We start from the raw sequence: 25098 nt of genomic DNA, 5'->3' as shown, positions 1-25098 counted from the left end.
CGGATCGTCTCGCCGCCCGAACTGGCCGACAGCGCCCGCCGGGCGGCCCGCGAGGCACTGGCGGCGTACGAGTCGTATGACGCCCACGACAGCGCCCACGACAGCGCCGACGACGGGCCGGAGGGGGTGTCCGGCGGCGCGGACGGGACGTACGACCGGGGGGAGCGCGGGCTGTGAGCGAGGTTTCGGTGTCCGAGGCCCGGACGGCGGGCGGTGGCCGGGGGACGGGGGTCCGGGGGATGACGGTCGCCGCCGCCTTCGCCGGGATGCGGCGCGTGGTGCCCGTGGTGTTCAAGGCGGGCTGCCCGGACTGCCGGGGCCGCTTCGAACTCGCCGCGAGCGCCCTGCGCCTGGCCGTCGGAGCCTCCAGCCGCACCACCTTCTACGCCTTCACCTGCCCCGGCTGCGGGGCGGCCGTCCGCAAACCGGCCGGGGAGCGGATCGTGGAGCTGCTGACCGGCGGCGGCGTGAGCACGCTGCGGCTGCACTCCACCGCGTGACCTGCCCACCGTCCGGAACCGTCTAGGCTCAACGGCATGTTCTGGCCGATGTTCGCCGTAGCCATGGGTTTCCTGGGTCTTCTCGTCCTGGGGGTGCTCGCCGTCCGGGTGTTCCTGGCGGCGCGCGGCCTCGGGGAGCAGGTCGCGCGGTCGGCCGAGCGCATCGGCCGGGCGGCGGAGGACCTGGAGCGGGCCGCGGTCAGCGCGGCACGGGCCGCCGACACGCTGTGACGTCCGCCATCCCCGCCCTTGAAGCCCCGGCCGCATCAAGGGCGGGGCGCCCCTCCTCCTGTCGGACGACCGGGGCGGGCAGGTACGCTGCTTCTCGCGGTGCGCGGAACGAGGCTCGCATCGCGGACCGGGACGATGCGCGGGGATCGCTTCGCGTTCACCTCTGAGCGTTACGATCGCCACGACCACGATCGCTCGGACGCCTGCCCGACTGTTCGGACGGCACCCCATCCAGCCGCCTCGGTGAGAAGGTAAAGACTTATGTTCGGAAGGCTCGGAGCCCCCGAGATCATTCTCCTCCTCGTCGTCATCATCCTGCTGTTCGGCGCGAAGAAGCTTCCGGACATGGCCCGCTCGCTCGGCAAGTCCGCGCGCATCCTCAAGAGCGAGGCCAAGGCCATGAAGGAAGAGGGCGGCAGCACCCAGGCCGGTGCGCCGGCCACCGGCGAGCAGCCCCCCGCGCAGCGCACCATCCAGGCCGCCCCGGGCGACGTGAACAGCTCGCGCCCGGTCAACGAGCCGACGGACACCACCCAGCGCTGACCCGCGGCCGGACCCCCGGCCTGCCGCACGAGATGAGGACGTGGGTTGCTCAAGTCTGCCCGCAAGCAGGAGAAGGACCCCGAGGGGCGGATGCCCCTGGCGGACCACCTGCGTGAGCTGCGCAACCGGCTTGCGAAGGCGCTGCTGGCCGTCACGCTGGTGACGTGTGCCGCCGCCTTCTACTACAACGACATCATCGATGTCGTCACCAAGCCGATCATGGACTCGGTCGGCTGCACCAAGTCCTTCGCGGAACTCGCGAAGGCGCAGGACGGCCACACCTGCGCGCGGATCACGGTCAACGGCCTGCTCGGACCGTTCACGCTGGCGCTGAAGGTCTCCCTCATGGCCGGTGTCGTGGGCGCCTCCCCGGTGTGGCTGTACCAGCTGTGGGCGTTCATCGCCCCGGGGCTGCACCGGCACGAGAAGAAGTACGCGCTCGGCTTCGTCGCCACCGGCGCCCCCCTGTTCTTCGCCGGTGCCTACTTCGCCTACAAGGTGCTGCCCACCTCGGCGAAGGTCCTGATCGGGTTCACCCCGGACAACGCCGACAACCTGCTGCCGCTGGACGATCTCCTCGACATCGTCATGCGCATGGTGCTCGTCTTCGGCCTCTCCTTCGAACTGCCGCTCCTGCTGGTCATGCTCAACCTGACCGGCGTGCTCACCGGCAAGCGGATGCTCGGCTGGTGGCGCGGCATGATCCTCGGCATCACCGTCTTCGCGGCCGTCGCCACCCCCAGCACCGACCCGCTGACCATGCTGGCGCTCGCCGCGCCGATCTGGGTGCTGTACTTCGGCGCGGTCGTCCTCTCGCTGCTCAACGACCGGCGCAAGGCCCGCCGCCTGGCCGCGGGCCCCGCCGACGACGAGGCGTCCGAGCTGGACCTCACCCCCGAGGCCATAGGAGACGTCGAGCCCGTCCCCGCCAGCCGCACCCTGCCCGAGCAGGCGACCGGCGAGCGGTCGGGCGACTACGACGACGTGACCTGAGCGCCGCCGCACCGCCACCGGATGCCCCCTCCCACCTGGGACGGGGGCATCTGTCGTACCGGGATCTTTCCGCCTCTGCCGGGCCCCGGCGGATCCTCATGGATCACCCGACTTCCGGATAATGATCGTCCTGTTGTCGGTGTGGCCCGGTACGCTCGAAAGCACGATGACAGAGGACCTCTCACCGGCCGAGCGGTACGCGGCGTCCCGGGTACGGGCAGCCGAGCAGGCCACCGCGCTCGCGGGCTTCCGCGAGATGTACGACTTCGGTCTCGACGACTTCCAGGTGGAAGCTTGTCAGGCGCTGGAGGGTGGCAAGGGCGTGCTGGTGGCCGCCCCCACCGGCTCCGGCAAGACGATCGTGGGCGAGTTCGCCGTCCACCTCGCCCTGGAGCAGGGCAAGAAGTGCTTCTACACGACACCCATCAAGGCGCTGTCGAACCAGAAGTACGCCGACCTGTGCCGCCGCTACGGCGCGGACAAGGTCGGCCTCCTCACCGGTGACAACAGCGTCAACTCCGACGCCCCGATCGTCGTCATGACGACCGAGGTCCTGCGGAACATGCTGTACGCCGGTTCCCAGACCCTCCTCGGCCTCGGCTATGTGGTCATGGACGAGGTGCACTACCTCTCCGACCGCTTCCGGGGCGCCGTCTGGGAAGAGGTGATCATCCACCTGCCCGAGTCGGTCACGCTGGTCTCGCTGTCGGCCACCGTGTCCAACGCCGAGGAGTTCGGCGACTGGCTGGACACCGTGCGCGGCGACACCGAGGTGATCGTCTCCGAGCACCGGCCCGTGCCGCTGTTCCAGCACGTGCTCGCCGGGCGGCGGATGTACGACCTGTTCGAGGAGGGCGAGGGCCACAAGAAGGCCGTCAACCCCGACCTCGCCCGGCTCGCCCGCATGGAGGCCACCCGGCCCTCGTACCAGGACCGCAGGCGCGGCCGCGCCATGCGCGAGGCCGACCGGGAGCGCGAGCGCAGGCAGCGCTCGCGGGTGTGGACTCCGAGCCGCCCCGAGGTCATCGAGCGCCTCGACGCCGAGGGCCTGCTGCCCGCCATCACCTTCATCTTCAGCCGCGCGGCCTGCGAGGCCGCCGTCCAGCAGTGCCTGTACGCGGGGCTCAGGCTCAACGACGAGGAGGAGCGGGAACAGGTCCGCGCCCTGGTCGAGGAGCGCACCGCGAACATCCCGCAGGAGGACCTGCACGTCCTCGGCTACTACGAGTGGCTGGAGGGCCTGGAGCGGGGCATCGCCGCCCACCACGCGGGCATGCTGCCGACCTTCAAGGAGGTCGTGGAGGAGCTGTTCGTGCGCGGCCTGGTCAAGGCCGTGTTCGCCACCGAGACCCTGGCGCTCGGCATCAACATGCCCGCCCGCTCGGTCGTGCTGGAGAAGCTCGTCAAGTGGAACGGCGAACAGCACGCCGACATCACCCCCGGCGAGTACACCCAGCTCACCGGTCGTGCGGGACGGCGCGGCATCGACGTCGAGGGCCACGCCGTGGTGCTGTGGCAGCGGGGGATGAGTCCCGAGCACCTGGCCGGGCTCGCGGGCACCCGCACCTATCCGCTGCGCTCCAGCTTCAAGCCGTCGTACAACATGGCGGTCAACCTGGTCGAGCAGTTCGGGCGGCACCGCTCGCGCGAGCTCCTGGAGACGTCGTTCGCGCAGTTCCAGGCCGACAAGTCGGTCGTCGGGATCTCCCGGCAGGTGCAGCGCAACGAGGAGGGTCTGGACGGCTACAAGGAGTCCATGACCTGCCACCTCGGCGACTTCGACGAGTACGCGCGCCTGCGCCGCGAACTGAAGGACCGGGAGACCGAGCTGGCCCGGCAGGGCGCCAACCAGCGGCGCGCGGAGGCCGCCGTCGCGCTGGAGAAGCTCAAGCCGGGCGACATCATCCACGTGCCCACCGGCAAGTACGCGGGCCTCGCCCTGGTCCTCGACCCCGGCCTGCCCGCCGGACGGACCGGCGGCCACCGCGGCTTCGACCACCACGACGGGCCCCGCCCGCTGGTGCTCACCGCCGAACGGCAGGTCAAGCGGCTGGCGTCCATCGACTTCCCGGTCCCGGTGGAGGCGATGGACCGGATGCGCATCCCGAAGACCTTCAACGCCCGCTCCCCGCAGTCCCGTCGGGACCTCGCCTCCGCGCTGCGCGCCAAGGCCGGGCACATCCCGCCCGAGCGCGCCCGCAAGAAGCGCGCGCAGGCCGCCGACGACCGGGAGATCGCCCGGCTGCGCACCGAGATCCGCGCGCACCCCTGCCACGGCTGCGACGACCGCGAGGACCACGCCCGCTGGGCCGAGCGCTACCACCGGCTGCAGCGCGACACCTCGCAGCTGGAGCGGCGCATCGAGGGCCGCACCAACACCATCGCGCGGACCTTCGACCGGATCGTGGCGCTGCTGACCGAGCTGGACTATCTGCGCGGCGACGAGGTCACCGAGCACGGTCGGCGGCTCGCCCGGCTCTACGGCGAACTCGACCTGCTCGCCAGCGAGTGTCTGCGCGAGGGCGTCTGGGAGGGGCTCAGCCCGGCCGAACTCGCCGCGTGCGTCTCGGCGTTGGTGTACGAGGCGCGGATGTCCGACGACGCGATGGCGCCCAAGCTGCCCTCGGGCAAGGCGAAGACCGCGCTCGGCGAGATGGTGCGGATCTGGGGGCGGCTGGACGCGCTCGAAGAGGACTTCCGGATCAGCCAGACCGAGGGTGTGGGGCAGCGGGAGCCGGACCTCGGGTTCGCGTGGGTCGCTCATGAGTGGGCCTCGGGGAAGGGGCTGGACGAGGTGCTGCGTGAGGCGGAGATGCCGGCGGGGGACTTTGTTCGGTGGACCAAGCAGGTGATTGACGTTCTGGGGCAGATCTCCGCGGCGGCGCCTGCGAAGGAGGGGTCGACCGTGGCCAAGAACGCGCGCAAGGCGGTGGATCAGTTGCTGCGGGGTGTGGTGGCCTACTCGTCTGTGGGGTGATCGCCGCCCCCAAAACAAGAAAGGCCAACTGTCCTTCTCTGTCTTGAGATGTGGCGGTTGGCCTTTCGCGTGCCCGAACGTCATTACTTACTGTGTTCGAATAACTTCCCTGCGTGTAAATGGGTTTGAGGTTACTCCTGGTAGCGCGGCGATTTCAGGTGCTTGCCGAATGTGACACCGCGATGATCCGGTCGGACTAAGCTCGCCCGCGACGCACCCGGTTGAGATGGATTCGGGTGCCTGTACCCAAACATACGATTCGCCCCAGAAGGCATCCATGGTGAGTGTTCAGAAACCTCCCGGTGTCCGTGAACGTCCTTACGCACGCGTGTTGTTGCCCCCCGGTCTGCTGATGATCGCCGTGACCGCCGCCGCCGTCGCCCTGGTGCCGGCCGCCGCCCGGATCGCCGTCGCCTGCTGCGGGGCGGTGGCCACGCTGCTGGTGCTCGTCACGGCCGGTGAAGCCGTGCGGCGGGGGCGGGAGTTGCGGGCGGTGCGGGCCGAACACGCCCGGCACACCGCTTATTTGGAGCAGCGCGTCACCGCCCATGACGCCCAGCTCGACCGGCTGACCACCGATGTGCTGCCCACGGCGGTGTACCGGCTGCGCGGCGGCGATCTGCTCCGGGAAGTCCTGCCCAAGGTCGTCGACAACGACCCCGAACTGCGGAACATGCCGCGCTCGCAGCGCGACCTGCTCTACGCGGCGCTGCGCGCGGTGGACCGCGAGATCTCGATGCGTGACGCCTCCGAGCGCGCGTTCGTCACCATCGCCCGCCGTGTCCAGGCCATCGTGCACCAACAGGCCAAGGAACTAAGGGAGATGGAGGAGGACCACGGCCGCAGCCCCGAGGTCTTCGACGACCTGCTGCGCATCGACCACGGCACGGCGCTGATCGGCCGTCTCGCCGACACCATCTCCGTCATCGGCGGTGGCCGTCCCGGGCGTCAGTGGCCCAAGCCCGTGTCGCTGTACAGCGTGCTGCGCGGTGCGATGTCCCGCATCCTGGAGTTCCCGCGCATCAACCTGAGTTCGATCGTCAACATCAACATCAAGGGCACCTCGGTCGAGCCGATCATCCACGCGGCCGCCGAACTCCTCGACAACGCCACGCGCTACTCGCCGCCCACGGCCAAGGTGCACGTCACCGCCGTGGAGGTGCAGAGCGGTGTCGTCATCGAGATCGAGGACGCGGGCGTCAGCCTCAGTGAGGAGTCGCGGGCCCGTATCGAGAAGATGATCGACGACGCCAAGCAGGCGGACGATGCCGACTCCCTCGGTGAGAACCCCCGGCTCGGTCTCGCGGTCGTCGGCCGGCTGTGCACCTCGTTCGACATGGACGTCTCGCTGCGCGCCTCCGCGTACGGCGGTGTCCGCGCCATCCTCATGGTGCCGCGCAACATGACCACCACCGAACCCGGTGTGGGCGTCGCCCATGGCATCGGCGCCACCGCCGTACCCATGCCCGAACTCGGCGCCCTGGAGGGCCCCAAGCGGCCGCCCAAGAAGCGCCGCCCCACCAGCCCCCGTATCCCGGCCGGTGTCTCCCTGGAGGACGACGTCCCCGAGGTCACCGAGTGGACCGCGGGCGGGCTGCCGCAGCGCCGCAGCCGGGTGAAGACCCCGCTCGCCCAGCGGTACGCCGAGCAGGAGGCCATCGAGCGCGCCGAGGCCGAGGGAAGGCCCACCATCTGGTCCCAGCGGCAGGAGCCCGAACCGGAACCCGAGATCGATCCCGAGCGGCAGAAGCTGCTCGACCGGGAGCCCGGCCTGTGGGTCGACGCCTTCTGGGAGGGGCTGAAGAAGGACAACCCGGGTGTGCACCCGACCGACTTCACGCGGAACCCGACCGCCTATCTGCACCTGATCAACGACTCGGCCGACACGGAAGCCGGCGACGAGGGGGACCTCAAGTGATCGAGCAGCGCGCGAACTTCGACTGGATGCTCAAGCAGCTGCACGACGGTGTGCCGGGCATCGAGATGATCGTGGTCCTCTCGGCGGACGGACTGCGCATCGCCCGCTACGGCGGCGACCCCGACGCCGCCGACCGGATGGCCGCCGCCTGCGCGGGAGTTCAGAGCCTCGCCGGTGCCGTCGCCCAGGAACTGCCGGGCAGCAGCGGTGAGATGAAGCTTGTCGTCATCGAGATCGACGGCGGCTACTTCTACCTCATGGCCGCGGGCGACAACGCCTATCTCGCGGTGCTCGCCGACGTGGTGTGCGAACCGGGCCGGATGAGCGGCATGATGCGCGACCTCGTCGTCCGGATCGGTGCCCATCTCACCAGTCCGCCCCGGCGGAACGGGCAGACCGTATGACTCGACCGCGACGCACCCGGCGGGCGCCCAAGGAACCGCCCTCGCCGCCTCCCGCCCCCGCCCCCACGCCCGCCGCACCGGCGGAGGGCGAGGAGGGCCCGGGCAACCCGGAACGGCTGTACGCCCTCACCGGGCTCAGCGACGGCGGACGGATGCACCTCGACCTGGTCACCCTGGTCGTGGCGCGTTCCGCCCCGCCGCGCTCCGGCACCCCCGAGCAGGCGGCCGTGCTCCGGCTCTGCGGCAACCCCTTGTCCGTGGCCGAGCTGTCGGCCTATCTGAAACTGCCGTTCAGCGCGATGACCGTACTGATCACCGAACTGATCACGGCCGAACTGGTGCAGGTGCGCGCCCCGATCGTCCGACAGACGAGGCCCGACCGATCCATCCTCGAAGCGGTGATGCATGGACTTCAACGGCTCTGACTCCCGGAGCGCCCCGATCCCCGGCCCGCGCACCGAGGACCGGCTCCCGCACACGGCGCAGGCCGCCGTGAAGATCGTGATCGTGGGCGGCTTCGGCGTCGGCAAGACCACCATGGTCGGCTCCGTCAGCGACATCCGGCCGCTGACCACCGAGGAGACCATGACCCAGGCCGGCATCGGCGTGGACGACAACTACGGCTCCGACACCAAGACGGCCACCACCGTGGCCATGGACTTCGGCCGGATCGGCATCACCGACCAACTGGTGCTCTACCTCTTCGGCACCCCCGGCCAGGAGCGCTTCTGGTTCCTGTGGAACCGCCTCTTCGAGGGCGCCCTCGGCGCGGTCGTCCTGGTGGACACCCGGCGCCTGGAGGTCAGCTTCGACGTCATGGGCCGCCTGGAGGAGCGCGGCGTGCCCTTCATCGTCGCCGTCAACTCCTTCCCGGACGCGCCCCGGCACCCTGTCGAGGAACTGCGCACCGCGCTCGACCTGGCCGAGGACATCCCGATCGTCGAGTGCGACGTACGACGGCGGGCCTCCAGCAAGGACGTGCTGCTGACCCTCATGCGGTTCCTGCACTCGCTCGCGCTCTCCGGAGCCCTCGCCTGACCCGCGTCCCACCGACCCGCATCCCCATCCGTCCCGGAGCGACACTGTGACGCCTGAATCCCACCCCCCGACGGGTACCCACGACCCCACCACCGGGCCGCCGCCCGGCTGCCCCGCGCACGGCCTCGGCCCCGGCGCCCTGCACCGGCTGCACGGCCCCGGTGCCGAGGACCTGGACGACCTCTACGAGTGCCTGCGCGAGCAGTACGGCCCCGTGGCCCCCGCCCTCCTCCACGAGGACGTGCCGATGTGGGTCGTCCTCGGCCACGCCGAGAACCTCCAACTGGTGCGCAGCCCCTCGCAGTACACCCGCGACAGCCGCATCTGGACCCCGCTGCTCGACGGCCAGGTCAAGCCCGACCACCCGCTGATGCCGCACATCGCCTGGCAGCCCATCTGCTCGCACGCCGAGGGCGACGAGCACCAGCGGCTGCGCGACGCGGTCACCTCCGCGATGGCCACCATCGACCACCGCGAGATGCGCCGCACCATCGGCCGCTACACCCAGGGCCTGGTCAACGCCTTCTGTGAACGCGGCCACGCCGACCTCGTCCCGCAGTTCGCCGAGCATCTGCCGATGGCCACGCTGTGCGCGATCCTCGGGATGCCCGAGGAGTACAACGACCGGATGGTGCAGGCCGCCCGCGACGCGCTCAAGGGCACCGAGACCGCCATCCAGAGCCACGCCTACGTCATGGAGGCGCTCGGCAGACTCGCCCTGCGCCGCCGCGCCCGCCCCGGGAACGACTTCACCAGCCACCTCGTCACCCACGAGGCGGGCCTGAGCGACGACGAGGTCCGCGAACATCTGCGGCTCGTCCTCTTCGCCGCCTACGAGGCCACCGCCAACCTGCTCGCCAACGCCCTGCGCATGGTGCTCACCGAGCCCGGCTTCCGCGCCCGGCTCAACGGCGGCCAGATGACGGTGCCGGAGGCCATCGAGCAATCCCTGTGGGACGAGCCGCCGTTCAGCACCGTCCTCGGCTACTACGCCAAGCAGGACACCGAGTTGGGCGGCCAGCGCATCCGCCGGGGCGACGGGCTGCTGTTCGCGCCCGCTCCCGGCAACGTCGATCCCCGGGTACGGTCCGATCCCCGGGCCCAGATGAAGGGCAACCGCTCCCATCTCGCCTTCGGCGGCGGCCCGCACGAGTGCCCGGGACAGGACATCGGGCGGGCCATCGCCGACGTGGGCGTGGACGCCCTGCTGACCCGGCTGCCCGACATCCGACTGGACTGCCCGGAGGAGGAGTTGAGGTGGCGCTCGTCCATCGCCTCCCGGCATCTGGTCTCCCTGCCGGTGCGGTTCGAGCCCAAGATCCAGCAGGACGTCTCCCTGCCGCCGAGCCAGTCCCCGATCCCGCGCCCCCGCGAACAGTGGCAGATCGCGGGCCCGGCGCGGGCGGCGGCGCCGGTGCCGGAACCGCGGCAGGAGACGGTACGGCCCGAGCCCGTGGCCGAGCCGGTGCGCGTACGGGAGTCCGTGCGGATGCCGGAGCCGGTCGGCGCGGCCGCCTCGGGCAGGGAAAGCAGCCGGGAGAGTGTCTGGCGGCGGCTGATGCGCTGGTGGGTCGGAGAGTGAGGGTCAGTCCTCCCCGGCCCACGCGGCCGGGGAGGACCACGCCTGGAGCGTGCGGCCGCTGGTGAACGCGTGCCGCGCCCCCGTCACCGGGTCGGTGAACTCCAGCTCGCGCGCCAGCAGTTGAAGCGGGTGCCGGAAGGCACCGGGCGGCTCGGGGGCGGCCACCTCCGGATAGAGCGGGTCGCCGAGGATGGGGACGCCGAGGGCGTTCAGATGCACCCGCAGCTGATGGGTCTGCCCGGTGCGCGGCACCAGCCGGTACCGGGCGAGGCCGTCCCGCTCGCGGTGCTCGGCGCACTCCACCAGCGTCTCGGCGTTCGGCTCGCCCGGCACCTCGAACGCGGCCAGTGTGCCGCGCTCCTTCACGATCCGGCTGCGTACCGTCCGGGGCAGGCCGAGCAGCGGATCGTACGGCGCCACCGCCTCGTACTCCTTGCGCACCAGACGGTCGCGGAACAGCGTCTGGTAGGCGCCGCGTTCGTCGGGGCGCACCGTGAACAGCACCAGTCCGGCGGTGAGCCGGTCCAGGCGGTGCGCCGCGCTCAGCAGGGGCAGCCCGAGGTCGCGGCGGAGCCGGGCGAGGACGGTCTCGGTGACATGGCTGCCGCGCGGGGTGGTCGCGAGGAAGTGCGGCTTGTCGGCGACCACGATGTGCTCGTCCCGGTACACCACCTCCACCGGGAACGGCACGGGCACCTCGGGCGGGTGCTCGCGGTGGAACCACACGTACATCCCCGGCTCGTACGGCGCGTCCGGCGCCACCGGGTGTCCGTCGGCCCCCACGATCAGCCCGGCCTCGAACATCGCGGCGATCGTCCCGGGCCCGGCGCCTGTCAGCCGCTCCACCAGGTGCTCCCGCACGGTGGCCCAGGCCCCGTCGGCCGGCAGCCGCACCCGCACCGGATCGATCCCGCCGCGCTGGGGGAGCGGGGCGGGCGGGGGCGGGGTACGGCGGCGTCTCATCGGGTCCAAGGGTACGGGGGCTGCCGGTGCCGGAAACGCGGTGCGTACGGGGGCAGCGCGTTGGCAGGATGCCCCCATGCCGATTCTCGTACCCCCGGTACTGCCCGCCGGAGCCCTCGCGCGTCTCGCTCAGCCCGTGATCCCGGCCGGTGACGGCCTGCTCCTGCGTCCCTGGCGCGCGGAGGACGCCCCCGTCGTGCACGCGGCCTTCCAGGACCCGGTGCAGCGCCAGTGGCACGGCAGGTTCACCGAGTCCGAGGACGAGGCGAAGGACTGGATAGCGACCTGGCGGCAGGACTGGGCGGGGGAGAGCAGAGCCACGTGGGCCGTCGCCGACGCGGACACGGACGAGGTGGTGGGCCGGGTCGCGCTGCGCGAGATCCATCTGGAGGACGCCTGTGCCGAGGTCGCCTACTGGACGGTGGCCCGCTCGCGCGGCCGGGGCGTCGCGGTGACCGTCACGGAGGCGCTCACCCGCTGGGCGTTCGACGAGATCGGCTTCCACCGCCTGGAACTCACGCACTCCACGGCCAACGAGGCGTCCTGCCGGGTCGCCACGAAGTCCGGGTACGACCTGGAGGGCACCCGGCGCAGCTATGTCCTGCACCAGGACGGCTGGCACGACATGCATCTGCACGCGCGCGTGAACGAGCGCTGACCCGCCCTCGGCGGCGGGCGGGGAAGCGCTCGAACGGGGCGGGGAAGGGCTCCGACAGGGCGGGGCGGGGAGGGCTCAGGCGGCGGCGCCGTCGCCCTCCTGCTCCGCCTCGATACGGGCGTTCCACTCCGGCTTGGAGGCCTGCCAGCCGTCCTCGTTGTGGCCCAGGCGCCAGTAGCCGGAGATCGACAGGTCCTCGCGGGGGAGCTGCCGCTCGACGCGCAGCATCCGGCGCAGCTCCTTCACGAAGGACGCCTCGCCGTGCACGAACACATGCGGGCGGCCCTCGGGGAACTCCAGTGCCTGGACGGCCTCCACCAGGGCCTCGCCCACCGGGCGGTCACCGCGGTGCAGCCAGACGACCTCCGCGTCGGAGTCGATCTTCTGCTCCTCCTCGGGCCCGGACACCTCCACGAAGGTGTGCGCACGCGAGCCCGGCGGCAGCGCCTCCAGGGCGCGGGCGATCGCGGGCAGCGCGCTCTCGTCCCCGGCGAGGAGATGCCAGTCGGCGGCGGGGTCGGGGGCGTAGGCGCCGCCGGGGCCCATGAAGCGCAGGGTGTCGCCGGGCCGTACGCGGATGGCCCACGGACCGGCCACGCCCTCGTCGCCGTGGATGACGAAGTCCAGGGTGAGCAGGCGCTGTTCGGCATCCCAGTCCCGCACGGTGTACGTACGCGTCACCGGCCAGCGCTCGCGCGGGAGTTCGGCGCGGATCCGGTCCAGGTCGAAGGGCTCGGGGTAGACGATCCCGGGCTCGGGTGCGAAGAGCAGCTTCACGTAGTGGTCGGTGCAGGTGTCGGCGGAGAAATCCGCCAGGCCGTCGCCGCCGACCACGACGCGCTGTACGTGCGGGGACAGCCGCTCGGTGCGCACCACCTGGGCGGTATGGAGCTTGCGCGGCTTTCGCCCCGGACGCTCTGCCATGACGGCCTCCTGCTGCCTTGGTTAGGTTTACCTAAGCTAGCATCCCGGTCTCAGGGGCACGCTCCCGGCGGGGGAGTGAACGGCCATGTCCGGAACATTCCCTCCGGTCGGGCCACTGAAGCGTCGGCGGACCGGCCTGTGCTCCGGCCTGTGCTTCGGTGGCTCCCTCTCGCCGGAGTCACTCGCCGAGCGTGCCCAGCAGGCGCTGCAGAGAACCGCCCAGGCCCCAGCGCGTCGCCAGCGCCTCCAGTGCCGCCGGGTCGCGCGGCGTGCGCGGCAGTGCGGTGTCCACGGCGGGCAGCGGGACGTCAGCGGCCACCCGCACCACCTTCGGCGCCACCTCCAGATAGCCGCGCGCCTCGGTCAGCCGCCTGCGCTGGGCCGGGGTGATCCGCGAGGCGGGGTCCTCGGCCGCCGCGACGATCCCGGCCAGGTCGCCGTACTCCGCGAGCAGCTTGGCGGCCGTCTTCTCGCCGACCCCGGGCACGCCCGGCAGGCCGTCGCTCGGGTCGCCGCGCAGCAGCGCCAGGTCGGCGTAACCGCGGCCGTCGACGCCGTACTTCTCGCGCAGCACCGCCTCGTCGGTGAGCTGGAGCGTGCCGACGCCCTTGATCGGGTACAGCACGCGGATGTCGCGCGCGTCGTCCACCAGTTGGTAGAGGTCGCGGTCGCCGGTGACGATGTCGACCGGGCCGTCCGCGCGCGCGGTGAAGGTGCCGATCACGTCGTCGGCCTCGTAGCCGGGGACGCCGACGCGGGCGATGCCGAGGGCGTCCAACACCTCCTCGATGACCGGCACTTGGGGTGTCAGGGTGTCCGGCACCTCCTCGGTGTCCGGGCCGGACGGCTGCTCCTCGGCGACGCGGTGCGCCTTGTAGGAGGGGATCAGCTCCACGCGCCAGGCCGGGCGCCAGTCGGCGTCCATGCAGGCGACGAGCCGGTCCGGGTGGTGGTCCTTCACCAGTCGGTCGATGAAGTCGAGCAGCCCGCGCACGGCGTTCACCGGCGTGCCGTCGGGCGCCCGCACGGAGTCCGGCACGCCGAAGTAGGCGCGGAAGTACAGCGAGGCGGTGTCGAGGAGCATGAGTCGTCCGGTCACGCTCGCATCATGCCGTACGGCACCGACAACGCGACGCGTGGGCTGTGACCTGGGTCACTCTTGTGTTTGTCGCGTAAGGGTCCGGGCAGGCGCCGCCACGGAGTGGAGTAGTTGCTCATGTAAACAACAGAACGACCGCTCGTCTCCCCATCTTGCCGCCGAGACGAGAGGTATGCATGTCCGCCAGACTTGCCGCCGAGCATCTGTACAAGGTGTTCGGACCAGAACCGGACCAGGCCGTGCAACGGCTCGAACAGGGCGCCGACCGTGAGGAGTTGAGGGCGGAGGGCGTCACCGCCGCCGTCATCGACGCCTCCTTCGCCGTCGAGCCGGGGGAGATCTTCGTGGTCATGGGCCTGTCCGGCTCGGGCAAGTCCACGCTGTTGCGGATGCTCAACGGCCTCCTCGAACCGACCTCGGGCCAGGTCTCCTTCGACGGCCAGGACCTCACCGCGCTCACCGCGTCCCAGCTCCGCGAGGTCCGCGCCCACAAGATCAGCATGGTCTTCCAGCACTTCGCGCTGTTCCCGCACCGCAGCGTCCGCGCCAACGCCGCCTACGGCCTGGAGGTCCAGGGCGTGCCCCGCGCCGAGCGTGAGCGCCGCGCCGACGAGGCCCTCGAACTGTGCGGCCTGGCCGGGTGGGAGGACTCCTGGCCCGACGAACTCTCCGGCGGCATGCAGCAGCGCGTCGGTCTCGCCCGCGCCCTGGCCACCGACGCCGACCTGCTCCTCATGGACGAGTCCTTCAGCGCGCTCGACCCGCTGATCCGCCGTGACATGCAGGACCAGCTCCTGGAACTGCAGAAGACGCTGCGCAAGACCATCGTCTTCATCACCCACGACCTCAACGAGGCCATGCGCCTGGGCGACCGCATCGCCGTCATGCGCGACGGCCGCGTCGTCCAGACCGGCACCGCCGAGGACATCCTCCTGCGCCCCGCCGACGACTACGTCGCCTCCTTCACCCAGGACGTCGACCGGGCCCGGGTGCTGACCGCCGGGGCCGTGATGGACACCGACGTGCGCGGCGACGAGGCCGACTGCGGCTGCGAGACGGCCACGCCCGGGACGCCGTTCACCGAGCTGTGCGCGATCAGCGCCCGGCTCTCGCACCCCGTGGCCGTCGTCGACGACCAGGGTCGGCTCGTCGGAGTCGTGCCCCGGCAGCGGCTCGTCGGCTTCGTCGGCGACGAGGAGGGCGGCCCGGAACCCTGCGACAACCGGCGCGACCAGGGCGGGAAGAAGGTGACCGCCCATGCCTAGGATCCCGCTCGGCGCCTGGGTCAACGACGTCGTCGACTGGCTCACCGGCCACATGGCGTGGCTGTTCGACTTCTTCAAGACGGTCTTCCAGGGCACCTACGACGGCATCGACACCGTCCTCCAGGCGCCCCCGCCGCTGATCCTCGCGGGCATCTTCGCGATCGTCGCCTTCTGGCTGCGCGGCACCGTCGCCGGTGTCCTCACCTTCGTGGGATTCGCCTTCATCGACTCCCTCGGGCTGTGGGACGACGCGATGGTCACCCTGTCGCTGGTCCTCGTCGCCACGATCATCGCCCTGGTCGTCTCGGTGCCCGTCGGCGTGTGGGCGGCCCGCTCCGACCGCGTCAGCAATCTGGTCCGGCCCGTGCTGGACTTCATGCAGACGCTGCCCGCGATGATCTACCTCATCCCGGCCATCCTGTTCTTCGGCACCGGAGCCCCGGCCGGCATCGTCGCCACCCTGATCTTCGCGCTCGCCCCCGGCGTCCGCATGACCGAGCTGGGCATCCGGCAGGTCGACAAGGAACTGGTCGAGGCCGCCGACGCGTTCGGCACCACGCCCCGCGACACCCTGCTGCGCGTCCAGCTGCCGCTGGCCCTCCCGACCGTGATGGCCGGTGTCAACCAGGTCATCATGCTCGGCCTCTCCATGGCCGCGATCGCCGGCATGGTCGGCACCGGCGGACTCGGCGGCGACGTCAACGAGGCCATCGGCCAGCTCGACGTCGGCCTCGGCTCCGAGGCGGGCATCGCCATCGTCATCCTCGCCATCTACCTCGACCGGATGACCAGCGCCCTCGGCACCCAGGTCTCCCCGGTCGGCCGCCGCGCCGCCGCCAAGCTGCGCGCGGTGCGCGGCGTACGCATCGGCTCCTACCGGCCGCGCCCCGCCGTCGCCGTGGTCGGCATCGTCGTGCTCGCGCTGGTCGCGGGCGGCATGGGGATCTTCGGCGGCAACAGCGCCTCCACCACCGCCTCGGACGCCACGAACGTCGGCCAGGGCAAGAAGATCAGCATCGGCTACATCCCCTGGGACGAGGGCGTCGCCTCCACCTTCCTCTGGAAGGAGATCCTGGAGCGGCGCGGCTACCAGGTCGAGGCCAAGCAGTTCGACGCCGGACCGCTCTACACCTCGCTCGCCCAGGGCGACATCGACTTCGAGACCGACTCCTGGCTGCCCACCACCCACGAGCAGTACTGGAAGAAGTACGGCAAGCGGCTCGACGACCTCGGCTCCTGGTACGGGCAGACCTCCCTGGAACTCGCGGTGCCCTCCTACATGAAGGGCGTCGACTCCCTGGCCGACCTCAAGGGCCGGGCGTCGGAGTTCGGCGGGAAGATCACCGGCATCGAGTCCAGCGCCGGTGAGATGGCCCTGCTCAAGTCCAAGGTCCTCGGCGCCTACGGCCTCGACAAGGAGTACAAGGTCGTCGACAGCTCCACCCCGGCGATGCTCGCCGAGCTGAAGCGGGCGTACGCCAAGAAGCAGCCGATCGTCGTCACGCTCTGGTCGCCGCACTGGGCGTACAACGACTACGCCCTGACCAAGCTCAAGGACCCCGAGGGCGCCTGGGGCAAGGGCGACGGCGTGCACACCCTCAGCCGCAAGGGCTTCGCCGCCGACAACCCCGTCGTCGGCCAGTGGCTGAAGGACTTCCGGATGAGCGAGAAGCAGCTCACCAGCCTGGAGGCCGAGATCAACAAGGCCGGCAAGGGCAGGCAGCAGGACGCCGTCCGCGCCTGGCTCAAGAAGAACCCCGGCGTCGTCGACAAGCTCGCCCCGGTGAAGAACGCCGGTGGCGCCACGCCCGCCGAGGCCAAGCGCCCCGTGAACGTCGCCTGGTTCCCCTGGGACGAGGACGTCGCCGTCACCTACCTGTGGAAGAACGTCCTGGAGCGGCGCGGCTACAGGCTGAACCTGAAGCAGATGGACGTCGGCCCGGTCTACACCGGCCTCGCCTCCGGCGACCTCGACGTCAACTTCGACGCCTGGCTGCCGTACGCCCAGCAGAACTTCTGGGACAAGAGCAAGGACCGGCTCAAGGACCTCGGCACCTGGTACCAGCCGACCTCCCTCGAAGTGGCCGTGCCGTCCTACGTCAAGGACGTGAAGTCCCTGGCCGACCTCAAGGGCAAGTCCTCCCGGTTCCACGGGAAGATCATCGGCATCGAGCCCGGCACCGGTGAGATGAACCTGCTCAAGACCAAGGTGCTGCCCGGCTACGGCCTGGACAAGGAGTACGAGGTCGTCGACGGCTCCACCCCGGCGATGCTGGCCGAGCTGAAGCGGGCCTACGCCAAGAAGGAGCCCGTGGCCGTGGTGCTGTGGTCGCCGCACTGGGCGTACAGCGAGTACGACCTGACCAAGCTGGCCGACCCGAAGAAGGCGTTCGGCGTGGGCAACACCATCCGGACCATCTCCAGCCAGAAGTTCCCGGAGCAGTACCCGCGGCTCACTCAGTGGATCAAGAACTTCAGGATGAGCGAGGACGAGCTGGGCAGCCTGGAGGCGCGGATCACCAAGGCGGGCCAGGGCAAGGCCGAGCAGGCCGTCGCCGCCTGGGTGAAGGAACACCCGGAGGTCGCGGGGCGTATGACCCCGCAGTGACGACCCGGTAGCGCGCACGGAAAGAATCCGGCCAACCACACAGCGCGAGGTGGCGCCCCCGCGCCGCACGTCACCCGTCCGCCCGGCACCGTCCCCAGGTGCCGGGCGGACGGCGTGTACACCTGGGAACACCGCGGGCGGCGAAGGCATTGAAACGTACACCAGGGGTGCCTGGCGGGCGCTGAGGGAAGGATCGGCCGGACGCCGGGCAGCCGACCGACGGTCACGGGCCACAGGGGCGCGGGGCCGGAGCCGGTGGCGTGAACCGTGGTGTTGGCCGTGACCCGTATGACATCGATGCGACAGACGCGCGGAACGGTTTGCCGAACATGCGTAGGGTGCAGACAACCTTGCGGACACCGATTCCGGACACGGGCGCCCCCGAATGGGTACCCGGGCAGCCGCGCGACGCCTGAAGGAGGGAGCCGCAGCGATGGGCGACCACAAAGAACGACAGCCCGTGCGGGTCGGCGCGGCCGTCCGGCGGCGTCGCCGCGCGCTCGAACTCACCCTCGCGGTCGTGTCGGAACGCAGCGGCCTGTCGGTGCCCTTCCTCAGCCAGGTGGAGAACGACCGGGCCCGCCCGAGCCGCACCTCCCTGGAGAAGCTGGCCGACGCCCTGCGTACCACTGCCGTGGAACTCCTCGCCGCCGCCGACCCCGCCTGTAGCGTCGACGTCGTACGCGCCGAGCACATCGAGGACGGCGACTTCGAACCGCGCACGCGCCCCCTGGTGCGCGGACACCATCAGCTGCACGCCTCCGAGTTCACCGGCGACCACGACGCGGGCCGCGAGTTCCGGCACCGCAACGACGAGCTGATGTACGTCGCCGACGGCGCGGTGGAGATCGAGGCCGAGGGCCGCGCCTACCGCCTCGGCCGGGGCGACACCCTGTACCTGACCGGCGGGGTGCGGCACCGCTGGCGGGCCACCGTGCCGGACACCCGGGTCGTCGTCGTGGCCGTCGCCGAGCACATCGAGGCGGTCAAGGACCGGTCCCGGTAGTGCGGGAGGTCTCCCCGGCGCGGGTGGTCTCCCTGGTCCCGTCGCTCACGGAGGCGGTGGCCACCACCCTGCCGGGAGCCCTCGTCGGGGCCACCGACTGGTGCACCCACCCGGCTGGCCTGGCCGTCACCCGTATCGGCGGCACCAAGAACCCCGACCTCGCGCGGATCACCGCCCTCGCCCCCGACCTGGTGATCGCCAACGAGGAGGAGAACCGCGCCCCCGACCTCGCCGCCCTGCGCGCGGCGGGCCTGGAGGTGCTGGTCACCGAGGTGCGCACCCTCCCGCAGGCATTCCCTGAGCTGGACCGGGTGCTCACCGCCTGCGGCGCCCGGACCCGCCCCCGCTGGCTCGACGAGGCCGAGGCCGCCTGGTCCGCGCTCCCCGTGCCGGAGACGCCCGCCACCGCCGTCGTGCCGATCTGGCGCCGCCCCTGGATGGTCCTCGGCCGCGACACCTTCGCGGGCGACGTCCTGGCCCGCCTCGGCATCCGCAACGCCTACGCCGGTCACCCCGAGCGCTACCCCCGCGTCCCCCTGCCCGAGCTGTGCGCGACCGCCCCCGACCTGGTCGTCCTCCCCGACGAGCCCTACCGCTTCACCCCCGACGACGGCCCCGAGTCCTTCCCCGGACTGCCCTGCGCCCTGGTCAGCGGACGGCATCTGACCTGGTACGGACCCTCGCTGGCCGAGGCTCCGGGCGTGCTGGCGGAGGCGCTGCGGGCAGCCGTCCGCTGAGCAGACCGCGTACGGTGCCGGACGCGGCGGCGGCCCAGGCGGCCAGCAGCAGGACGTACAGCGCGACCGCGAGCACCGCGTACGCCGTCAGGCCCGTGTGCCGGGCGAGGGAGGCCGCGCCCGTGACACAGGTGCCCACCGGGAAGGTGAACGCCCACCACGTCAGCGAGAACCCCATCCCGCGCCGCCGCGCCCGCACCACCTGCGCGGCGGCGAACGCCAGCCACAGCAGCGCGAACCCCATCACCGGCACGCCGTAGAGCACCGCGAACACCGCGAGCCCGTGCGCGTACGGCTCCGGTACGACCCCGGGCGCCAGGTCCGCGACGGCGCCGGTCGCGGTGGTGGACTGCCCGAGCGGGCCGAGCACCAGGAACAGGGCCGGGGTGAGCGCGAGCGGCAGCGGGCCCACGAGGAGCAGCCGCCCGAGGATCAGCGGCAGCATCAGCAGCGTGGCCAGCAGGCTGAGCCCGAACAGCGCGAAGCAGCCGAGCAGCAGGGTTTCGCGGGGCTGCCCCGGCGGCAGATGCGGCACGAGCGCCGGGCCCAGCGCGGCCGACACCATCGGGGCGACCAGCGGCAGAATCCAGACCGGGGTCACCTGCCCGGGGTCGATCCGGTGCCGTACGACCATCAGATACGGCACCGCGACCGCCGCCGCGAGCCCCACCGCCGTACCCGCCGTGAACAGCACGGCGTCCAGCGCGACCGCCGTACCGGTGCCGAGCAGATCCCGCCCGGCAGTCAGAGCTGCGCCGCCGACGGCCAGCAGGGCCATCGACAGACAGCCGTAGAACGGCGCCGTCGCCGGGTCGAGGAGGTGGGCGCGGGCCTGGTCGCGGTGGTGGGTCCAGTGCAGGGCGCGGGCGGCGAGGAGCGCGGCCAGGAGCAGGAGGGACAGGACCCAGACGGCGGCGAGCAGGGCGTGTGGTGGCCGCGCGTGCGCGGGCAGGGCGGTGCCCGTCCCGGCGACGGCGGCCGTGCCCATGACGGCGGCGTACCAGTTGGGGCCGAGATACCGGACGCGGACGGCCCGTGCGGCGGGCGGACAGGGGACAGGTGTGACCATGACACCAGTTTCCCGTACGTAAAAGCCCTGACCAGGGGCCCTGTCTCTATCAGGGCATAAGCTGGGTTTATGAGTGAGAGTGAGGGTCCGCTGGCGCACCGGGTGCCCGACCTGGGCGCGCTGGAGCTGCTGCTCGCCGTGGCGCGGCTCGGCAGTCTGGGCGCGGCGGCCCGGGAGCTGGGCATCACCCAGCCCGCCGCGAGCAGTCGGCTGCGGTCCATGGAACGGCAGCTCGGCGTGGCCCTGGTGGACCGTTCCCCGCGCGGCTCGCGCCTGACCGACGCGGGCGCGCTGGTCACTGACTGGGCGCGGCGGGTGGTGGAGGCGGCCGAGGCGTTCGACGCGGGGGCGCGGGCGCTGCGCGACCGGCGGGACTCGCGGCTGCGGGTGGCGGCCAGCATGACCATCGCGGAGTACCTGCTGCCCGGCTGGCTGCTCGCCCTGCACGCCGGGCGGCCCGGTACGGCGGTCTCGCTGCTCGCGGGCAACTCGGCGCGGGTCGCCGAACTGCTCCTCGCGGGCGAGGCCGACCTCGGCTTCGTGGAGGGGCTGACCGTGCCGACGGCCCTGGACTCGGCGGTCGTCGCCCGGGACCGCCTGGTCGTCGTCACCGCGCCCACCCATCCGTGGGCCCGCCGGAGCCGCCCGCTCGCCCCCGAGGAACTCGCCGCCACCCCGCTCATCCTGCGCGAGCGCGGCTCCGGCACCCGGCAGGTCCTGGACGCGGCCCTCGGCGGTCTCGCCCGCCCGCTGATCGAGCTGTCCTCCACCACGGCGGTGAAGGCGGCGGCCGTGGGCGGGGCCGGGCCCTCGGTGCTCAGCGAACTGGCCGTGGGGGAGGAGCTGGCGACCCGGCGTCTGGTGGGCATTCCGGTGGCGGGCCTGGCGCTGCGGCGTGAGCTGCGGGCGGTGTGGCCGACCGGGCACCGGCCCACGGGTCCGGCGCGTGAACTCCTCGCGCTGACCCGGAGCTGAGCCGGAACCGGCTTGCCCGGACAGGGAGTTGGCTCAGCTCAGGAGGCGGCCACGTCCACCAGCGCCCGCATGACCCGTACGTCCTCGCCCATCTCGGGGTGCCACTGCACACCGAGCACCCACCCCTCGGCCGAAGGCAGTTCGACCGCCTCCACCGTGCCGTCGGCCGTGTGGGCGGAGGGGACCAGACCCCGGCCCAGACGGTCCACGCACTGGTGGTGGTACGTCGGCACCCGCGCCGACTCCTCCGGGGCGATCTTGGCGTAGAGCGTGCCCGGCACCGGGGTCACCGGATGCGTGCCCAGGACGCCGACCGCCTCCACATGGCCGTCCAGGTGCTGCACGAGGGTGCCGCCGAGGGCGACGTTCAGCAGCTGCAACCCCCGGCAGATACCGAGGAGCGGTACCCGGGCCGCCAGCGCGGCCTCGATCAGGGCCAGCTCCCAGGCGTCCCGCTCGGGGGCGGGCGGGCCCGTGCGGGGGGAGCGCTCCGCGCCGTAGCGGGCCGGGTCCACGTCGGGGCCGCCCGCGATCACCAGGCCGTCGAGGCGGGCCACGGTGGCGGCGGCGCGCTCGGGGGCGTCCGGCGGGAGCATGGCCGCGATGCCTCCGGCGCGCTGGACGAGGCGCGGGTAGGCGGCGGGGAGCAGGGCCGCGGGCAGCTCCCACACACCCCAGCGGGTGGCGTCCTCCAGATAGGTGCTCACGCCGATCAGCGGCGGGTGTTCGGTCACGCTGCCCTCCGGTCCTACGGTCACGCTGCACTCCCGTCGTGCAAAGGTATCGCTGCCCACCTTTGCAGAACGCGGCTCACGCCAGGAACCCGCGCAGCAGCGCCGCCGTGCCCGCGCAGTGCTCGAGCGCGATCTCCCGCGCCGCCTCCGCGTCCCCGTTGAGCACCGCCTCCACGAGCGCGGTGTGCTGGCGCTGGGAGTGCTCCAGGTTGCGCACCAACAGGGGGATGCAGTCCAGGAGTTCGTTGACGTCCGCCCGTACCGCCGCGTACTGCGCCGCCAGGGAGGGCGAGCCGCACAGCTCGGCCAGGGTGAGGTGCAGCAGGGTGTCCAGGCGGCGGTACTCCGCGAGTGGCGCGTCGCGGGTGCGTTCCAGGGCTTGCCGCAGCCGGGTCGCGTCCTCCGGTGTCAGCCCGTGCGCCGCGCACAGCCCGGCCGCGCCGGTCTCCAGCACCTCGCGGAAGCGGAGCACGTCCTCGATGTCGACCTCGGCGATGCGGCGCCGCAGCTCGTCCTCGCCGCCCGCGTCCGCGCGGGGCCGTACGAACGTGCCGCCGTACCGCCCGCGCCGCGACTCGACCAGGCCCTGGTCGTGCAGCACCTTCAGGACCTCGCGCAGGGTCACCCGGCTGATCCCGAGGCGTTCCGCCAACTCCCGCTCTGCGGGCAGCCGTTCACCGCCGGGCACCAGTCCGAGGCGGACCACCTGGAGGATCTGCTCCAGCGCCTCCTCGAAGCCGTTGCCCGCGCGCACGGGACGCAGCACGGCGTCCAGGCGGTCGCCGGGCTCGCGCGCGGCGGCCTCCCGTGCGCCGGTCTCCCGTACGCCCGTTTCCCGTACGTGGGTTGCCCGTATGTCGATGTCCCGCGGCATCCGGCCGCGCCCCCTTCCCAAGCAATGGTTTCCGGCAATACCTTATGGCCACCGGACCGGCCACACCGCGCGAAGGAGCCTAAGGAGGCTTTCCAGGTGGCAGACCGCACACCCCCGCTGACCGTCGAGGAACTGCGGGCGCTCGTCGCCGGCGGCGAGATCGACACCGTCGTCCTCGCCTTTCCCGACATGCAAGGGCGGCTCCAGGGCAAGCGGTTCGCCGCGCGCTTCTTCCTCGACGAGGTCCTCGGCCACGGCACCGAGGGCTGCAACTACCTCCTCGCCGTCGACACCGAGATGAACACCGTCGACGGCTACGCCATGTCCTCCTGGGACCGGGGCTACGGCGACTTCGCCATGCGCCCCGACCCGGCCACCCTGCGCCGCCTGCCCTGGCATCCGGGCACCGCGCTGCTCCTGGCCGACCTCGCCTGGGAGGACGGCTCCCCGGTCACCGCCGCGCCGCGCCAGATCCTGCGCCGCCAGCTCGACCGGCTCGCCGCGCTCGGCTACACCGCCCAGGTCGGCACCGAGCTGGAGTTCATCGTCTTCAAGGACAGCTACGAGCAGGCCTGGGACGCCAACTACCAGGGCCTCACCCCGGTCAACCAGTACAACGTCGACTACTCCATCCTCGGCACCGGCCGCGTCGAACCCCTGCTGCGCCGCCTGCGCAACGACATGGCGGGCGCCGGGCTCACCGTCGAGTCCGCCAAGGGCGAGTGCAACCCCGGCCAGCACGAGATCGCCTTCCGCTACGACGAGGCCCTGGTCACCTGCGACCAGCACGCGCTGTACAAGACCGGCGCGAAGGAGATCGCCGCGCAGGAGGGGGTGTCCCTGACGTTCATGGCGAAGTTCAACGAACGCGAGGGCAACTCCTGCCACATCCACCTCTCGCTGGCCGACGCCTCCGGCGGCAACGCGATGGCCGGGCCCGACGGGATGTCCGACGTGATGCGGCACTTCCTCGCGGGGCAGCTCGCCGCGCTGCGGGACTTCGCGCTCCTGTACGCCCCCAACATCAACTCGTACAAGCGGTTCCAGCCGGGCTCCTTCGCGCCCACCGCCGTCGCGTGGGGCCACGACAACCGGACCTGCGCGCTGCGGGTCGTCGGCCACGGGCGGTCGCTCCGCTTCGAGAACCGGCTGCCGGGCGGGGACGTGAATCCGTACCTCGCGGTGGCGGGGCTGGTCGCGGCCGGGCTCTACGGCATCGAGCAGGGGCTCGAACTGCCCGAGCCGTGCGCGGGGAACGCCTACGCCGCCGAGTACGACCACGTCCCCGCCACCCTCCGCGAGGCCGCCGACCTGTGGGCGGCGAGCCCGCTGGCGAAGGAGGCGTTCGGGGCGGAGGTCGTCGCGCACTACCTGAACATGGCGCGGGTGGAACTGGCCGCGTTCGACGCGGCGGTGACGGACTGGGAGCTGCGGCGATCCTTCGAACGGCTGTGAACCGCGTACACACCCCTTGACGCCCGTGAACCGGCTCCCGCGAAAGGTCACCCCTTGACGGACCCGCACGAACTCCTGGTGGTCAACCCCGCCACGGAGGAACTTGTCGCCACCGTCCCCGCCGCGAGCGCGGACGACGTGGCCGCCGCCGTCACCCGCGCCGCCCGCGCGCAGGAGACCTGGGCCGCCCTCGCCCCCGCCGACCGCGCCCGGCTGCTGCGCCGCTTCGCCGACACCGTCGACGCCCATACCGAGGAACTGGCCCGCCTTGAGGTCCGCGAGGCCGGTCATACGATCGGCAACGCCCGCTGGGAGGCCGGCAACGCCCGTGACCTCCTCCTCTACGCGGCCGGTGGCATCGAACGGCTCCTCGGCAAGCAGATCCCCGTACCCGGCGGCTGGGACATCACCTTCCACGAACCCCTCGGCGTGGTCGGCGTCATCGCCCCCTGGAACTTCCCCATGCCCATCGCCGCCTGGGGCTCCTTCCCGGCGCTCGCCGCCGGCAACGCCGTCGTCCTCAAGCCCGCCGAGACCACCCCGCT

24 protein-coding genes are annotated in these 25098 nt (G+C 71.9%); 18 read left to right on the top strand and 6 right to left on the bottom strand.

The genetic code is table 11. The features are described from left to right. Positions 1 to 239 precede the first annotated feature (239 nt). The 10 genes from GTW40_RS03575 (at position 240) to GTW40_RS03530 (ending at position 10186) form a co-directional block, all read left to right on the top strand. Entirely contained in the window at positions 240 to 500 is a 261-nt protein-coding gene (locus GTW40_RS03575) for a hypothetical protein (RefSeq protein ID WP_161178678.1), read from the top strand. Between the two features lie 36 nt (positions 501 to 536). Then, positions 537 to 731 (top strand): hypothetical protein, encoded by a 195-nt coding sequence (locus GTW40_RS03570; RefSeq protein WP_161178674.1) that lies wholly within the window; start codon positions 537 to 539, stop codon positions 729 to 731. Positions 732 to 992: 261 nt separating this feature from the next. After that, positions 993 to 1274 carry a Sec-independent protein translocase subunit TatA gene (gene tatA / locus GTW40_RS03565; RefSeq protein ID WP_161178673.1) on the top strand — a complete coding sequence of 94 codons (282 nt, stop codon included), beginning with the start codon at positions 993 to 995 and terminating at the stop codon, positions 1272 to 1274. 45 nt (positions 1275 to 1319) lie between these two features. Beyond that, complete coding sequence (tatC, locus tag GTW40_RS03560) at positions 1320 to 2267, top strand: twin-arginine translocase subunit TatC (protein WP_161178672.1); 948 nt, start codon at positions 1320 to 1322, stop codon at positions 2265 to 2267. Between the two features lie 121 nt (positions 2268 to 2388). After that, entirely contained in the window at positions 2389 to 5244 is a 2856-nt protein-coding gene (locus GTW40_RS03555; RefSeq protein ID WP_161178671.1) for a DEAD/DEAH box helicase, read from the top strand. A 277-nt stretch (positions 5245 to 5521) separates the two neighbouring features. Next, positions 5522 to 7162, top strand: coding sequence for an ATP-binding protein (locus tag GTW40_RS03550; RefSeq protein ID WP_237525316.1), 1641 nt, complete (start codon positions 5522 to 5524; stop codon positions 7160 to 7162). Continuing rightward, positions 7159 to 7566: a roadblock/LC7 domain-containing protein gene (locus tag GTW40_RS03545; protein ID WP_161178670.1), complete on the top strand. Its 408-nt coding sequence runs from the start codon at positions 7159 to 7161 to the stop codon at positions 7564 to 7566. The genes GTW40_RS03550 and GTW40_RS03545 overlap by 4 nt, the downstream gene beginning before the upstream one ends. After that, a complete protein-coding gene (locus tag GTW40_RS03540; RefSeq protein ID WP_161178669.1) occupies positions 7563 to 7991 on the top strand; it encodes a DUF742 domain-containing protein in 429 nt (142 codons plus the stop codon). The genes GTW40_RS03545 and GTW40_RS03540 overlap by 4 nt, the downstream gene beginning before the upstream one ends. Then, complete coding sequence (locus tag GTW40_RS03535) at positions 7972 to 8604, top strand: ATP/GTP-binding protein (RefSeq protein ID WP_161178668.1); 633 nt, start codon at positions 7972 to 7974, stop codon at positions 8602 to 8604. Before GTW40_RS03540 ends, GTW40_RS03535 begins: the two co-directional genes overlap by 20 nt. A gap of 46 nt (positions 8605 to 8650) precedes the next feature. Beyond that, complete coding sequence (locus tag GTW40_RS03530) at positions 8651 to 10186, top strand: cytochrome P450 (RefSeq protein WP_161178667.1); 1536 nt, start codon at positions 8651 to 8653, stop codon at positions 10184 to 10186. 3 nt (positions 10187 to 10189) lie between these two features. On the opposite strand, the gene GTW40_RS03525 is transcribed toward GTW40_RS03530, so the two are convergent. Further along, positions 10190 to 11149, bottom strand: a complete 960-nt coding sequence (locus GTW40_RS03525; protein WP_161178666.1) for a pseudouridine synthase — start codon at positions 11147 to 11149, stop codon at positions 10190 to 10192. A gap of 76 nt (positions 11150 to 11225) precedes the next feature. Here GTW40_RS03525 and GTW40_RS03520 point away from each other — a divergent pair, with 76 nt between their 5' ends. Further along, positions 11226 to 11807, top strand: a complete 582-nt coding sequence (locus tag GTW40_RS03520) for a GNAT family N-acetyltransferase (protein WP_161178665.1) — start codon at positions 11226 to 11228, stop codon at positions 11805 to 11807. A gap of 75 nt (positions 11808 to 11882) precedes the next feature. Here the strand turns inward: GTW40_RS03520 and GTW40_RS03515 are convergent, their stop codons facing one another. Further along, complete coding sequence (locus GTW40_RS03515) at positions 11883 to 12731, bottom strand: siderophore-interacting protein (RefSeq protein ID WP_161178664.1); 849 nt, start codon at positions 12729 to 12731, stop codon at positions 11883 to 11885. Positions 12732 to 12909: 178 nt separating this feature from the next. Then, positions 12910 to 13830, bottom strand: a complete 921-nt coding sequence (locus GTW40_RS03510) for a 5'-3' exonuclease (RefSeq protein ID WP_161178663.1) — start codon at positions 13828 to 13830, stop codon at positions 12910 to 12912. A gap of 176 nt (positions 13831 to 14006) precedes the next feature. Between GTW40_RS03510 and GTW40_RS03505 the strand changes: the two genes are divergently transcribed. From GTW40_RS03505 to GTW40_RS03490, 4 genes are all read left to right on the top strand, one after another. Next, positions 14007 to 15095, top strand: coding sequence for a glycine betaine/L-proline ABC transporter ATP-binding protein (locus GTW40_RS03505; protein ID WP_161178662.1), 1089 nt, complete (start codon positions 14007 to 14009; stop codon positions 15093 to 15095). Beyond that, positions 15088 to 17703, top strand: a complete 2616-nt coding sequence (locus tag GTW40_RS03500; RefSeq protein WP_161178661.1) for an ABC transporter permease/substrate binding protein — start codon at positions 15088 to 15090, stop codon at positions 17701 to 17703. Before GTW40_RS03505 ends, GTW40_RS03500 begins: the two co-directional genes overlap by 8 nt. 433 nt (positions 17704 to 18136) lie before the next feature. Next, complete coding sequence (locus tag GTW40_RS03495) at positions 18137 to 18709, top strand: XRE family transcriptional regulator (protein WP_018549137.1); 573 nt, start codon at positions 18137 to 18139, stop codon at positions 18707 to 18709. Beyond that, complete coding sequence (locus GTW40_RS03490; RefSeq protein WP_161178660.1) at positions 18709 to 19446, top strand: helical backbone metal receptor; 738 nt, start codon at positions 18709 to 18711, stop codon at positions 19444 to 19446. Before GTW40_RS03495 ends, GTW40_RS03490 begins: the two co-directional genes overlap by 1 nt. Here the strand turns inward: GTW40_RS03490 and GTW40_RS03485 are convergent. Next, positions 19358 to 20515, bottom strand: coding sequence for a TDT family transporter (locus GTW40_RS03485; protein ID WP_161178659.1), 1158 nt, complete (start codon positions 20513 to 20515; stop codon positions 19358 to 19360). The genes GTW40_RS03490 and GTW40_RS03485 overlap by 89 nt on opposite strands. A 69-nt stretch (positions 20516 to 20584) precedes the next feature. Here GTW40_RS03485 and GTW40_RS03480 point away from each other — a divergent pair, with 69 nt between their 5' ends. Further along, positions 20585 to 21490 (top strand): LysR family transcriptional regulator, encoded by a 906-nt coding sequence (locus GTW40_RS03480; protein WP_161178658.1) that lies wholly within the window; start codon positions 20585 to 20587, stop codon positions 21488 to 21490. A gap of 38 nt (positions 21491 to 21528) precedes the next feature. On the opposite strand, the gene GTW40_RS03475 is transcribed toward GTW40_RS03480, so the two are convergent. Both GTW40_RS03475 and GTW40_RS03470 read right to left on the bottom strand, forming a co-directional pair. Beyond that, on the bottom strand, positions 21529 to 22248 hold the full coding sequence (locus GTW40_RS03475) for a gamma-glutamyl-gamma-aminobutyrate hydrolase family protein (RefSeq protein WP_343245607.1): 720 nt from the start codon (positions 22246 to 22248) through the stop codon (positions 21529 to 21531). Positions 22249 to 22300: 52 nt separating this feature from the next. Continuing rightward, a complete protein-coding gene (locus tag GTW40_RS03470) occupies positions 22301 to 23098 on the bottom strand; it encodes an FCD domain-containing protein (protein ID WP_237525315.1) in 798 nt (265 codons plus the stop codon). 96 nt (positions 23099 to 23194) lie between these two features. On the opposite strand from GTW40_RS03470, the gene GTW40_RS03465 reads away from it, so the two are divergent. Both GTW40_RS03465 and GTW40_RS03460 read left to right on the top strand, forming a co-directional pair. After that, complete coding sequence (locus tag GTW40_RS03465; RefSeq protein ID WP_161178657.1) at positions 23195 to 24553, top strand: glutamine synthetase family protein; 1359 nt, start codon at positions 23195 to 23197, stop codon at positions 24551 to 24553. Positions 24554 to 24607: 54 nt separating this feature from the next. Continuing rightward, positions 24608 to 25098 (top strand): aldehyde dehydrogenase family protein (locus tag GTW40_RS03460; protein ID WP_161178656.1); only part of this gene is annotated, 491 nt, incomplete at its 3' end.

The organism is Streptomyces sp. SID4985 (assembly GCF_009863025.1).
In the GTDB taxonomy this organism is placed as follows: Bacteria; Actinomycetota; Actinomycetes; order Streptomycetales; family Streptomycetaceae; genus Streptomyces.
This window is presented reverse-complemented; position numbering and strand designations above follow the sequence as displayed.

What these genes read in the sequence shown, in the direction of transcription:
- GTW40_RS03575 (WP_161178678.1), top strand. Translation starts at nt 240, where the DNA reads ATGACGGTCGCCGCCGCCTTCGCCGGGATGCGGCGCGTGGTGCCCGTG.
- GTW40_RS03570 (WP_161178674.1), top strand. Translation starts at nt 537, where the DNA reads ATGTTCTGGCCGATGTTCGCCGTAGCCATGGGTTTCCTGGGTCTTCTC.
- tatA (WP_161178673.1), top strand. Translation starts at nt 993, where the DNA reads ATGTTCGGAAGGCTCGGAGCCCCCGAGATCATTCTCCTCCTCGTCGTC.
- GTW40_RS03555 (WP_161178671.1), top strand. Translation starts at nt 2,389, where the DNA reads ATGATCGTCCTGTTGTCGGTGTGGCCCGGTACGCTCGAAAGCACGATG.
- GTW40_RS03550 (WP_237525316.1), top strand. Translation starts at nt 5,522, where the DNA reads ATGGTGAGTGTTCAGAAACCTCCCGGTGTCCGTGAACGTCCTTACGCA.
- GTW40_RS03540 (WP_161178669.1), top strand. Translation starts at nt 7,563, where the DNA reads ATGACTCGACCGCGACGCACCCGGCGGGCGCCCAAGGAACCGCCCTCG.
- GTW40_RS03535 (WP_161178668.1), top strand. Translation starts at nt 7,972, where the DNA reads ATGGACTTCAACGGCTCTGACTCCCGGAGCGCCCCGATCCCCGGCCCG.
- GTW40_RS03525 (WP_161178666.1), bottom strand. Translation starts at nt 11,149, where the DNA reads ATGAGACGCCGCCGTACCCCGCCCCCGCCCGCCCCGCTCCCCCAGCGC.
- GTW40_RS03520 (WP_161178665.1), top strand. Translation starts at nt 11,226, where the DNA reads ATGCCGATTCTCGTACCCCCGGTACTGCCCGCCGGAGCCCTCGCGCGT.
- GTW40_RS03515 (WP_161178664.1), bottom strand. Translation starts at nt 12,731, where the DNA reads ATGGCAGAGCGTCCGGGGCGAAAGCCGCGCAAGCTCCATACCGCCCAG.
- GTW40_RS03505 (WP_161178662.1), top strand. Translation starts at nt 14,007, where the DNA reads ATGTCCGCCAGACTTGCCGCCGAGCATCTGTACAAGGTGTTCGGACCA.
- GTW40_RS03500 (WP_161178661.1), top strand. Translation starts at nt 15,088, where the DNA reads ATGCCTAGGATCCCGCTCGGCGCCTGGGTCAACGACGTCGTCGACTGG.
- GTW40_RS03495 (WP_018549137.1), top strand. Translation starts at nt 18,137, where the DNA reads ATGGGCGACCACAAAGAACGACAGCCCGTGCGGGTCGGCGCGGCCGTC.
- GTW40_RS03485 (WP_161178659.1), bottom strand. Translation starts at nt 20,515, where the DNA reads ATGGTCACACCTGTCCCCTGTCCGCCCGCCGCACGGGCCGTCCGCGTC.
- GTW40_RS03480 (WP_161178658.1), top strand. Translation starts at nt 20,585, where the DNA reads ATGAGTGAGAGTGAGGGTCCGCTGGCGCACCGGGTGCCCGACCTGGGC.
- GTW40_RS03470 (WP_237525315.1), bottom strand. Translation starts at nt 23,098, where the DNA reads ATGCCGCGGGACATCGACATACGGGCAACCCACGTACGGGAAACGGGC.